The organism is Streptomyces sp. NPDC001137 (genome assembly GCF_040298885.1).
Classification (GTDB): domain Bacteria; phylum Actinomycetota; class Actinomycetes; order Streptomycetales; family Streptomycetaceae; genus Streptomyces.
Genome location: NZ_JBEPBA010000025.1, coordinates 91,939 through 103,810 on the forward strand (window position 1 = coordinate 91,939; position 11,872 = coordinate 103,810).

The 11,872-nt window shown below is 70.3% G+C and carries 8 protein-coding genes; 2 read left to right on the forward strand and 6 right to left on the reverse strand.

What is annotated here, in order from left to right; genetic code table 11:
* Positions 1 to 5: 5 nt before the first annotated feature.
* The 3 genes from ABT254_RS36720 to ABT254_RS36730 all read right to left on the reverse strand — a co-directional run bounded on the left by ABT254_RS36720 (position 6) and on the right by ABT254_RS36730 (position 4,745).
* Positions 6 to 1,310, reverse strand: coding sequence for a M50 family metallopeptidase (locus ABT254_RS36720; RefSeq protein WP_502972111.1), 1,305 nt, complete (start codon positions 1,308 to 1,310; stop codon positions 6 to 8).
* Positions 1,307 to 2,572, reverse strand: coding sequence for a 1-deoxy-D-xylulose-5-phosphate reductoisomerase (dxr, locus tag ABT254_RS36725; protein WP_351480251.1), 1,266 nt, complete (start codon positions 2,570 to 2,572; stop codon positions 1,307 to 1,309). Before dxr ends, ABT254_RS36720 begins: the two co-directional genes overlap by 4 nt.
* Before the next feature lie 229 nt (positions 2,573 to 2,801).
* A complete protein-coding gene (locus ABT254_RS36730) occupies positions 2,802 to 4,745 on the reverse strand; it encodes an acyl-CoA dehydrogenase family protein (protein ID WP_351480254.1) in 1,944 nt (647 codons plus the stop codon).
* Between the two features lie 299 nt (positions 4,746 to 5,044).
* Here ABT254_RS36730 and ABT254_RS36735 point away from each other — a divergent pair, with 299 nt between their 5' ends.
* Together ABT254_RS36735 and ABT254_RS36740 are read left to right on the forward strand one after the other, a co-directional pair.
* A complete protein-coding gene (locus ABT254_RS36735; RefSeq protein WP_351480256.1) occupies positions 5,045 to 6,061 on the forward strand; it encodes a LacI family DNA-binding transcriptional regulator in 1,017 nt (338 codons plus the stop codon).
* A gap of 55 nt (positions 6,062 to 6,116) precedes the next feature.
* Positions 6,117 to 8,174: a glycoside hydrolase family 31 protein gene (locus ABT254_RS36740; RefSeq protein ID WP_351480259.1), complete on the forward strand. Its 2,058-nt coding sequence runs from the start codon at positions 6,117 to 6,119 to the stop codon at positions 8,172 to 8,174.
* Positions 8,175 to 8,245: 71 nt separating this feature from the next.
* Here the strand turns inward: ABT254_RS36740 and ABT254_RS36745 are convergent, their stop codons facing one another.
* From ABT254_RS36745 to ABT254_RS36755, 3 genes are read right to left on the reverse strand one after another with little or no spacing between them, the layout of a single operon-like run.
* Positions 8,246 to 8,872 carry a chorismate mutase gene (locus tag ABT254_RS36745; protein ID WP_351480261.1) on the reverse strand — a complete coding sequence of 209 codons (627 nt, stop codon included), beginning with the start codon at positions 8,870 to 8,872 and terminating at the stop codon, positions 8,246 to 8,248.
* Between the two features lie 46 nt (positions 8,873 to 8,918).
* Entirely contained in the window at positions 8,919 to 9,635 is a 717-nt protein-coding gene (locus tag ABT254_RS36750) for a glycoside hydrolase family 12 protein (protein WP_351480264.1), read from the reverse strand.
* A 39-nt stretch (positions 9,636 to 9,674) separates the two neighbouring features.
* Positions 9,675 to 11,870 carry a glycosyl hydrolase family 95 catalytic domain-containing protein gene (locus ABT254_RS36755; RefSeq protein ID WP_351480393.1) on the reverse strand — a complete coding sequence of 732 codons (2,196 nt, stop codon included), beginning with the start codon at positions 11,868 to 11,870 and terminating at the stop codon, positions 9,675 to 9,677.
* Between the last annotated feature and the right edge of the window lie 2 nt (positions 11,871 to 11,872).

Consider the following 11,872-nt stretch of genomic DNA (forward strand, 5'->3'; position numbering starts at 1 on the left):
TTTCCCTAGGTGATTTTCACGGGGTTGACCACGTCCGCGATCAGCACCAGCAGGGTGAAGCAGACGAAGACGCCCGCCACCACGTACGCCACCGGCATCAGCTTCGCCACGTCGAACGGGCCCGGGTCCGGGCGCCGCAGCACCCTCGCCAGGTGGCGGCGCAGGGACTCCCACAGGGCGCCCGCGATGTGTCCGCCGTCGAGCGGGAGCAGCGGGAGCATGTTGAAGAGGAACAGGGAGAGGTTGAAGCCGGCGATCAGCATCAGGGCCGTGGCCAGCTGCTGGGTCGGCGGGATGTCCATGGTGAAGATCTCGCCGCCGACCCGGGCCGCGCCGACCACGCCCATCGGGGAGTCGGGCTGGCGGGGGGCGCCGTCGAAGGCCGCGTCCCACAGGGCGGGGATCTTGCCGGGCAGGTCCGCGATGGAGCTGACGGCCTCGCCGAGCCGGTCGCCCATCCAGGACACCGACTCGCCGAAGTCCTGGCGGACGACGCCGTTGGCGGCGCTGAAGCCGAGGAAGCCGGCGGTGACGTACTTGCCCGGGACGACGTGACCGGTGGAGTCCTTCTTCGCGACCTGGTTGGTGGCGATCTTCGCGTGCAGGGTCGTCTCCTGGCCCTTGCGGTCGACGACGATCGCCACGTCCTTGCCGGGGGTGGCGCGGATGAGGTCGGAGAGCTTGTTCCAGTCGTCCGTGCGCACGCCGTTGAAGGACACGATCTTGTCGCCGGCCTTGAGGCCCGCGGCGGCGGCCGGTGAGGCGGCGTCGGACTTCGTGCACTTGTCGCGGTTCTCGCTCTGGGCGATGACGCACTGCGAGACGGAGCTGACGGTGGTGGTCTGCTGGGTGATGCCGAAGCCCATCAGGACCGTGAGGAACAGCGCCACGGCCAGGATCAGGTTCATGAAGGGGCCCGCGAACATCACGATGACCCGCTTCCAGGGGGCGCGGGTGTAGAAGAGGCGGTTCTCGTCCCCGGGCCGCAGCTCCTCGAAGGCCGCCGAGCGGGCGTCCTCGATCATGCCGCGCCAGGGCGAGGTGGAGCGCGCGGTGATCCGGCCGTCGTCGCCCGGCGGGAACATGCCGATCATGCGGATGTAGCCGCCGAGCGGGACGGCCTTGAAGCCGTACTCCGTCTCGCCCTTCTTCCGCGACCACAGGGTGGGGCCGAAGCCCACCATGTACTGCGGCACGCGGATGCCGAAGAGCTTGGCGGTGGACAGATGCCCCAGCTCGTGCCACGCGATCGAGACCAGCAGACCGACCACGAAGATCACTATGCCGAGGATCATCATCAGGGATGTCATGCACGCGCCTCCGCGGCAGAAGTCGTCTGCGCCGTCAGTTCCCGGGCCCGGGCCCGTGCCCAGGTCTCCGCTTCGAGGACGTCCGGCACGGTGAGTGAGGTTCCCGTGGGCGGGGTGCCGTGCTCCTCGACGACCCTGGTCACGGTCTCCATGATCCCGTTGAACGGCAGCGCGCCACTGCGGAACGCCTCCACGCACTCCTCGTTGGCCGCATTGAACACCGCCGGGGCGGTGCCCGCGAGCTCACCCACGTGCCGGGCGAGGTTCACCGACGGGAACGCGTCATTGTCGAGCGGGAAGAACTCCCACGTCGACGCCGTGCTCCAGTCGAAGGCCGGTGCCGCGTCGGGGACGCGCTCGGGCCAGCCGAGGCCGATGGCGATGGGCCCGCGCATGTCGGGGGGAGTCGCCTGGGCGATCGTCGATCCGTCCGTGAACTCAATCATCGAGTGGACATACGACTGGGGATGCACGACGACCTCAATGCGGTCGAAGGGAATGTCGTACAGCAAGTGTGCCTCGATCACCTCGAGGCCCTTGTTGACGAGGGTCGCCGAGTTGATCGTGATCACCGGGCCCATGGCCCAGGTGGGGTGGGCGAGGGCGTCCTGGACGGTGACGTTCGCCAGCTCGGCCTTGGTACGGCCGCGGAAGGGCCCGCCGGAGGCGGTCACGACCAGCTTCCGGACGTCGGCCCGTGTGCCCGCCGCCAGCGCCTGGAACAGGGCCGCGTGCTCGGAGTCGACCGGAATGATCTGCCCGGGCTTGGCGAGCGCCTTGACCAGCGGGCCGCCGACGATGAGCGACTCCTTGTTGGCGAGCGCGAGGGTGCGGCCCGCCTCCAGGGCGGCGAGGGTCGGGGCCAGGCCGATGGAGCCGGTGATGCCGTTGAGCACGGTGTGGCAGTCGGACGCGGCGAGCTGGGTGGCCGCCTCCGCCCCGGCGAGGATCTCCGGGAGCGGCTCCCCCGCGCCGTACTGCGCGGTGAGCGCCTCGCGCAGTGCCTCCGCGGCGTCCTCGCGGGCCACCGCGACGGTCCGCACCCGCAGCCGGTGCGCCTGCTCGGCGAGGAGGGCGATCCGCCCGCCGTTGGCGGACAGGCCGGTGACCCGGAAGCGGTCGGGGTTGCGCAGCACGAGGTCGATGGCCTGGGTGCCGATCGACCCGGTGGAGCCGAGGATCACCACGTCCTTCGGGCCGGTTCCCGCCACGGGGTCGTAGACGAGATGCGGGTCGGCGAGGGGGGCTGGACTGTCGCTCATCCCTCCATTGTTGCCGAGCCGGGGCGCGGGGTGGACAGTGCGTCGCTCGGGCGGGTGGCTTGTCGGGCTCTGCGGGGGTTGAAGGGGGATCCCCCTGGGGCCGCCCGGCGGTTGAGTCCGGCGTCACGGGCCTCGGCATGCGCCGGGCCCCGCTCGGGTCGGCCGGACAGCCCCCGGCGAAACGCCGTGAAGATCACGCGCCGGGGGGTCCCCTCAGGGGCTGGTGCGGTCAGCGGATGGGGCGGTGCACGTTCTCCTTGGCCGAGGCTCCGGGGTCCGCCGCGGCGATCCACGGTCCCTCGCCCGACGGGTCGACGATGCCGTCCTCCAGCCATTCGTAGGTGCCCGACATGATGCCCTTGACCAGCTTGCGGTCGAGGTCGTCGGTGTTGGTCCACAGGCGGCCGAAGAGTTCCTCGACGCGGATGCGGGACTGGCGGCAGAAGACGTCGGCGAGCTGGTAGGCCTCGCGGCCGTGGTCGCCCTGGCTGCGCAGGAGCTCCGCCCGTACGCAGGCCGCGCTCATCGCGAACAGTTCGGCGCCGATGTCGACGATGCGGCCGAGGAAGCCCTGCTTGGTCTCCATCCTTCCCTGCCAGCGGGACATGGCGTAGAAGGTGGAGCGGGCCAGCTTGCGGGCGTGCCGTTCGACGTAGCGCAGGTGCGGGGAGAGGTCCACACCGTGCTTGAACTGGCCGTAGGAGACGGGGAGTTGTCCCGGTCCCGCGACCAGTTTCGGGAGCCACTTGGCGTAGAAGACTCCGGCGTTGGCGCCCGCCTTCGCCTTGTCCTGAAGGGATTTCTCCGGGTCGATCAGGTCGCCGGCCACGGTCAGGTGGGCGTCGACGGCCTCGCGCGCGATCAGCAGGTGCATGATCTCGGTCGAGCCCTCGAAGATGCGGTTGATGCGCAGATCGCGCAGGACCTGTTCGGCCGGGACCGCCTTCTCGCCGCGGGCGGCGAGGGAGGCGGCCGTCTCGAAGCCGCGGCCGCCGCGGATCTGGACGAGCTCGTCGGCGATGAGCCAGGCCATCTCCGAGGAGAAGAGCTTGGCCAGGGCGCCCTCGATGCGGATGTCGTTGCGGTCCTCGTCCGCCATCTGCGAGGACAGGTCGAGTACGGCCTCCAGGGCGAAGGTGGTCGCCGCGATGAAGGAGATCTTCGACCCGACGGCCTCGTGGTGGGCGATCGGCTTGCCCCACTGCTCACGGGCCGCCGACCACTCGCGGGCGATCTTCAGGCACCACTTGCCCGCGGCCACGCAGGACGCGGGGAGCGAGAGCCGGCCGGTGTTGAGGGTGGTGAGGGCGATCTTCAGCCCTGCGCCCTCCGGGCCGATCCGGTTGGCCGCCGGGACGCGGACCTGGTGGAAGCGGGTGACGCCGTTCTCGATGCCGCGCAGACCCATGAAGGCGTTGCGGTTCTCGACGGTGATGCCCGGCGAGTTGGTTTCGACGACGAAGGCGGTGATGCCGCCCTTGTGGCCCTCGCTCTTCGGCACCCGGGCCATCACGACCAGCAGGTCGGCGACCACGCCGTTGGTGGTCCACAGCTTCACGCCGTCGAGGATGTAGTCGTCCCCGTCCGGCACCGCGCTGGTCGCGAGGCGGGCCGGGTCGGAGCCGACGTCCGGCTCGGTGAGCAGGAAGGCGCTGATGTCGGTGCGCGCACAGCGGGGCAGGAACTGCTCCTTCTGTTCCTGCGTGCCGAACAGCTTGAGCGGCTGCGGTACGCCGATCGACTGATGCGCCGACAGCAGTACGCCGATCGCCGGGGAGGCCGAGCCCGCCAGCGCGAGCGCCTTGTTGTAGTACACCTGGGTGAGGCCGAGGCCGCCGTACTTGGTGTCGATCTTCATGCCGAGGGCGCCGAGTTCCTTGAGGCCGTTGATCACCTCGTCGGGGATCCGGGCCTCCCGTTCGATCAGCGCGCCGTCGACCTTCGTCTCGCAGAAGTCGCGCAGCTTGGTGAGGAACTGCTCGCCGCGCTGCGCCTCCTCGGTGGACGGGGTGGGGTGCGGGTGGATGAGGTCGAGGCGGAAGCGGCCGAGGAAGAGTTCCTTGGCGAAGCTGGGCTTGCGCCAGTCCTGTTCACGGGCCGCCTCCGCCACCTGGCGGGCCTCGCGTTCGGTGACGGTGGGGCGTCGGGAAGAGGGTGCGGGTGCTGCGGACATGGGGGCCACCTCGCCGCGAATCGGGATCTTGGTCCATTTGGTTACCGACGGGTGCTACCCGATCGTATGTACCCGATTCGGGGCGAGGCCACCACCCTTTGTGCAGCCGTTCGGCGGATGTTTCTGGTACGACCTCTTCCATGGGACGACAGCTCGAGAAGAAAGCCGAGAAGAAAGCAGTCGAAGCGCTTCGACTCCCTATGGACACCCACCCTCGCTAGAGCTAGTGTCGGACCACCCCCACCCGCCCCTGTTCGCAATGCGCACTGTCGAAGCGCTTCACACGCTTGGAGAGCTGGATGGTCACCCTCGCCGAGGTCGCCCAGCATGCCGGAGTCTCGGCGAGCACGGTGAGCTATGTCCTCAGCGGCAAGCGGTCCATCTCCACGACCACCCGGCAGCGGGTCGAGCAGTCGATCCGCGAGCTCGGCTACCACCCGAACGCGGGTGCGCGGGCCCTGGCCAGCAGCAGGTCGAACATCATCGCGCTGATGGTCCCACTGCGCACCGACATGTACGTACCGGTGATGATGGAGATCGCCATCGCGGTCGCCACCACGGCCCGCACCCACGGGTACGACGTCCTGCTGCTGACCGGCGAGGAGGGCCCCGACGCGGTGCGCCGGGTCACCGGCAGCGGGCTCGCCGACGCGATGATCCTCATGGACGTCGAACTCGACGACGAGCGGCTGCCGTTGCTGCGCGGCACCGACCAGCCCTCGGTCCTCATCGGCCTGCCCGCCGACACCTCCGGACTGACCTGTGTCGACCTCGACTTCAAGGCGACCGGCGCGCTGTGCGTGGAGCACCTGGCGATGCTCGGCCACCGCGACATCGCCGTCATAGGGGAGGCCCCGGCCGTCTACGAGCGGCACACGGGCTTCGCCGAGCGCACCCTCGACGGACTGCGTTCGCGCGCCCAGGAGCTGGGCGTACGGCTGCTGCACCGGCCGTGCGAGGGCGGGTACGACGCGATGGCCGTCACCCTCGCCCGCATTCTCGACGAGCGGCCGGGCACCACCGGCTTCGTCGTGCAGAACGAGTCGGCGGTCGAGCCGTTGCTCGCGCTGCTGCGCCAGCAGGGCCGTGCCGTGCCCGAGGACGTGTCGGTGGTCGCGGTCTGCCCGGACCAGGTCGCCGTACAGGCCTCGGTGCGGCTGACGTCCGTCGCCATCCCCGCGCAGGAGATGGGGCGGCACGCCGTGGAGCGGCTGGTCGCCAAGCTGGACGGCCGGGGCACGGACGAAGTCGTGCTGCTCGCCCCGGAGTTGACGGTCCGGGCGAGCACGGGTCCGGCACCCTCCGGTACTTCCTGATCCCGCTCTTCCGTGCCCTTTGCGGGCACCCTCATGTCTTTCGGGAGCACCCTTCGTGAACCAGTCTGCCGAAAACCAGCCACAGGCCGGGGCGCAGCCCCAGGTCAGCCTCGCCCAGTCGTCACCCACCGTCGGCACCTTCCGGGAGCGGGACGGCGCGCTGGAGTGGAGCGGCCGTCAGGAGACCCTCCGCATCGAACCGTGGGGTCCGGACGCGGTCCGGGTACGGGCCAGGCTCGGTGGCCCGATCCTCGAGGGCCTGCCGGGCGCCCTGCTCGACGAGGCGCCGGCCACCGAGAGCAGCGTCAAGATCGGTGAGGGGGAAGGGCAGTTGACGGTCGGCTCGCTCACCGTGGAGGTGAGCGCCGAGGGCCTGATCCGCTTCCTGCGCACCGACGACGGCCAGGAGGTGCTGGCCGAGGAGCGCGCCCACTTCTGGTGGCCGGGGTCACGGTTGTACACAGCCGTCGGGAACGGCCACCACCGGCTGGAGCAGCGGTTCGCCGCCTACGACGACGAGAAGCTGTACGGCCTCGGGCAGCACCAGCACGGCCGCCTCGACCAGAAGGGCCTGGTCCTCGACCTGGTCCAGCGCAACGCCGAGGTCGGCATCCCGGTGCTCTCCTCCAGCCGCGGCTACACCCTGCTGTGGAACAACCCGGCGATCGGCCGCGTGGAGCTGGCGCACAACGGCACCCGCTGGGTGGCCGACTCGGCCCGGCAGATCGACTACTGGATCACCGCGGGCACCCCGGCGGACGGCCAGCGCCGCTACAGCGCGGTCACCGGCCGTTCGCCGATGCTGCCGGAGTGGGCGGCCGGCTTCTGGCAGTGCAAGCTGCGCTACCGCACCCAGGACGAACTCCTCGCGGTGGCGAGGGAGTACAAGCGCCGGGGGCTGCCCATCTCGGCCATCGTGTGCGACTTCTTCCACTGGACGCACCTGGGCGAGTGGAAGTTCGACCCCGCCGAGTGGCCGGATCCCGCGGCGATGGTGCGCGAGTTGGAGGAGCTCGGCATCAAGCTGGTGGTCAGCGTGTGGCCGTCCGTGTCGCCGCTGAGCGAGAACCACCCCGTGATGGAGCAGCGCGGCTACTTCATCGGCACCCAGTACGGCCCGATGGCGCACGCCGACTGGCCGGACAAGCAGGTCGCCTCCACCGTCCAGGTCGCCTTCTACGACGCCACGAACCCGGACGCCCGTGAGTTCGTGTGGTCGCGGGTGAAGGAGAACTACCTGGAGCCGTACGGCATCACGGCCTTCTGGCTGGACGCCTGCGAGCCCGAGCTCAAGCCGGGCTTCCAGGAGAACCTGCGCTACTGGGCGGGCCCCGGCCTGGAGGTCGGCAACAGCTACCCCGCGGAGAACTCCCGCACCTTCTACGAGGGCCTGCGCGCCGAGGGCGAGGAGGTCATCACCCTCAACCGCTCGGCCTGGGCGGGCAGTCAGCGCTACGGCGCCGCCCTGTGGTCCGGCGACATCGGCACCGACTTCCCGACCCTGCGCCGTCAGATCGCGGCCGGTCTCAACACGGCCCTGTCCGGCATCCCCTGGTGGAACACCGACATCGGCGGCTTCCACGGCGGCGACCCGGAGGACCCGGCGTACCGCGAGGTCATGGTGCGGTGGTTCCAGTTCGGGGCGCTGTCTCCCCTGATGCGGCTGCACGGGTTCCGTGACCCGGGGATGCCGCTGGGGCCGGAGATGACCGGCGGGCCGAACGAGGTGTGGTCCTACGGCGAGGAGGCCGGGGCGATCCTGGAGAAGTACCTGCGGCTGCGGGAACGGCTGAAGCCGTATGTCCTGGACGTGATGCGGGAGGCGCACGAGGAGGGGCTGCCGGTGATGCGGCCGCTGTTCCTGGAGTTTCCGGAGGACAGGCTCGCCTGGCAGGTCTCCGACGCCTACATGTTCGGGTCGGATCTGCTGGTCGCACCGGTGCTGGAGGCGGGCGCGACGACCCGGATGACGTATCTGCCGGCGAGTGCCCGGTGGACGGACGCGTGGACCGGCGAGACCTACGAGGGCGGAGAGGCGGTCACCGTCGACGCCCCGCTGGACCGGATCCCGCTGTTCCTGCGGGACGGGGCGCGGCTACCCGTAGCGGAGTAGCCGCGTCGGGAAAGGGAGGTGCGGCCGGTTCCCATAGGGGAGGAACCGGCCGCGCTCCTGGCGGCATGCAGTCAGCCGCAGATCGAGCGCAGGGCGCGGAACAGTGCCCGGGTGTGCAGGGCGTCCAGCTGGTCCTCGTGGTGTACCTGGAGGGCCGCGAGGGCCAGCTCCGGGTGGCAGGTGAAGGCGTCGCGGTCGGCGGTGGTGTCGGCCAGGGACTGGACCAGGGCCGTGTTGATGCGGTTGATCTCCTGGCGGATCACGCTCAGGTCGGGACGGGTGGTGGGCGCCTGGTCGGGGTGGTCGGTCCAGCGCTGGAACAGGGCGCGCTGGACGAGTTTGTTCGCCTCGATCTGGTCGCGGAAGATCACGCGGACCTCGTCGGGGTCGGCGCCCAGCTGCTGGGCCTGGGCGGCTACGGCGTCAAGGACCTGCTGCTCGCGGGCCGGGTCGTCGATGGGGCTGTCGGTGCCCCACTTCGCGGCTGCCACCAGGTCGGCGGTGGCGAGCCGTTCGGCGGCGAGTTCGGCGACGGGGTGCAGGGCCTCCGGGTCGAAGGCGGCAGCCGTGGTCCGTATGTCGGCCGCTCCGGGGGCCGGGGAGACGGGAGCCGCGACCGCGGTCGTCGCGGTGAGGGCGACGGCCGCGGTCGCGGTGACGGCGGTCAGGAGACTGCGCAGGGGGGTGGTGGTTCGCATACGCACATCCAACCGGACGTACGCACCCTCCTGATCAAAGGGAAGGTCAACTGCTGCTTACGGTCAGGTTGTTCGTGTTGAAGTTCAGACCGCCGGACGAGCTGGTGATCTCGTAGCCGAACTGGACGTCGCCGATGGTCTCGCTGCTGGACATCCAGCCCTTGGTGTAGGCGAGCCAGTTCAGGACCGGCTTGATGTCCACGGTGCCGGAGGTGGAGTCGGAGGTCCGCAGGAACGAGAACACCTGATTCGATCCGTTGGTGCCCTTGTAGACGTTCCAGTTGTGGCCGCCGACGGTGACGTTGGCCTGGTACGTGCCGATCGGGCCGACGGGTCCGTCGTAGTTGACCCACAGCATGATCTCGTACTGGTGGTCGGTGTCCCAGATGTCGTACGACGTGTTGTACGCGCCGGAGGACGGGACGGTGACGTTGTAGTTGCTGGTGAGGGAGGAGAGCGAGTCGATCCTCTTGTTGATCCACTTCGTGGAGTTGGGGTAGGACTTGATGCCGCCGGTGTTGGGGTGGTCGGCCCAGACACCCCAGTTGGTGCCGGAGTTGGCCCAGATGCACTGGCTGCCGGCGCCGGAACCCCAGATGTTGTTGTAGAGCGTGTAGCCGTTCAGGTTGGTGCTGCCGTACTGGGCGCAGGAGTTCCAGACCGCGGCGGAGGCGGGGGCGGACGCGAGGCCGACGGTGGCACCGATGGCCATCGCCGGGGCCAGTACGGCCATGGTGACCTTGCGCAGAGTGCTCTTTGCCATGGTGTCCCTTCCATGGGTGGGGGGGAATTGCGGGGGTGGTTACCACGCCCCCAGCGCGAGGACGTGGTCTTCTCCGGCGACGAGGTCGAGCGGCCGTGTGCCGGAAGAAGTCCTGAGTTCGACGCGGTGCGTACGGGTGGGGCGCAGCACCGCCGTCGCTTCCTGCGGGTTCCAGGTGAGGTCGAGTTCCGCGCCGAACCGGGTGCGGATGCCGAGGAGCCGGCCCTTGGGGTACGCCTTCGGGAGCGCGGGCAGCAGGACCAGGCGGTTCGGGGTCGACTGCACGAGCATCTCGATCAGCACGGCGGGCAGGGTGTGCGCGGCGTCGGCGTTGTAGACGTTGCGGTCCGGGTAGTGCGCGCTCATCAGGGAGGCGTGGAAGAAGTCGCCCTCGAGGACCTGGCCGAGGGCGTGCGCGACCCGTTCGCCGTCGCGCAGCCGGGCGGCGACCAGGGCGTGGTGCAGATGGCCGTGGGCGGAGTCGTTCTCGGCGCCGCGGAGTTCGAGGGCGCGGTGGGCGGCCGCCGCGAGGTCGGGGGTGTCGTACGGGTTGATCTCGTCGAGCGGCCAGACGCCGTACAGGTGGCTGAGGTGACGGTGGTCGTAGGTGTCGTCGAGGCCGGGCCAGGCCCATTCGGCGAGGGCGCCGTCGGCGTTGATCCGGTGGGGCGGGAGACGGTCGGCGAGGGCACGCAGGCGCTCGGCCCGGTGGGTGTCCGGGTCGTAGTCGGCCGCCGTCAGCAGCGCGTGCCGGGCTGCGGACAGGTCCATGGCCGCGTTGATCGCCCCCCAACTGGCGTTCCCGGGGCGGTTCTCCGGCGAGTAGGACGGGACGACGACCAGACGGCCGTCGTTGTCGGTGCGGGTGAGGAAGTCCTCGTAGAACAGGGCGACTTGGGCGAGGGCGTGGGCGGTACGGGGGTCCCGGGTGCCGTTCGTCTCGTCGTGGTCGACGAGCGGCTTGAGCAGCCAGTCGGCGCCCGCGGTCCACAGGTGCAGGGGATATTCGCGGCTGAAGTGGTACGACAGCCCGGACTCGCCGTCGGTGTGGGCGGGGGCGACGACGCCACGGGCGCCGAAGACCGCGCGGGCGTTCTCCGCCCAGTCGGGCAGCTGACGATGGATCAGAGAAGCGAGGGCTTCGGTGACTTCGGGGAGCGCGCCGGCCGCTGCGGACGCGGTCTGGAGGTTGAGGTTGGCGTCGTTGGTGAACGCCCCCGACCAGGCGGTGTTCCACTCGCCGGTCCACAGGCCGACCAGGCGGGGCGGGAGCAGACCGCTCGCGGACAGCAGGTGGTAGCGCCCTGCGGCGAAGAGGCGCTCCAGGAGAGCGGGGCTGTCGGGGCGGGCGAGCAGCTCCGAGCCGGGCAGGGCCCGCTCGGCCGGGTCCGCGTCCAGATCGAGACGGACGCGTTCGTAGGCCGTGCGGTGCAGGCTCGTGTGGCGGTCCAGGAGGAGGGTGTACGGGTCCTCGCCGGGCGGCAGCAGTTCGCGCAGGGCGTGGGCGAGGGGTGTCGTGTCCAGCTCGCCGGTGTGGTGCAGCACCCTGGTCAGCAGCAGGACCGACTCCGCGTCCGCGACGTGTGCGCCGGGAGGCGTGAGCGTCGTACGGCCGCCCGTGACCACGACGAGCGTGACCCCGGTGTACGCCGTGTCGCTGCCGGGGTAGCGGACGCGCAGGGTGAGCAGGGCCCCTTCGGGGGTGAGGACCGCGCCGTCGCCGACGGCGAGGTCCGGGGGCGCCCCCGGGAGGCGGTGGTCCAGGGCGATGTCGAGGTCGGTGGCCGTGATGTGCTGGACGATCACGTCGTCGGCGCGGGAGACGAAGACCCTGCTGCTCCAGTCCTCGCAGACCGACGTGACCACGCCGGTGGTGAAGTCGACCGAGCGGCGGTAGCGGCGCGGCTCCTCGCCGGCCGGTCTGCGCAGTCGTACGTGGAAGGCGGGGTGGAAGGGCTGGACCCACTGGAGGTCGCGTCCGTCGGTGAAGGTCTCGGCGGCGTGCAGCTCGCCCGCGAGCAGCTTGTCCTGGAGGAGCGGCAGTCGGGCGGCGAGGCGGGGCGGACGGGCGTTCTCGGCGCCGTTGGGTCGGACGAGGGTGTGGTGGGTGACGACGACCTGTTCGTCGTTCGGATCACCGAACACAAGTGCGCCGTGGTGTCCGTTGCCGCTCAGGAAGCCGTCCTCCCAGCGGGTGGCGGGGACGGGCTCCCAGGTTCCGTGGACGATGTTCATCG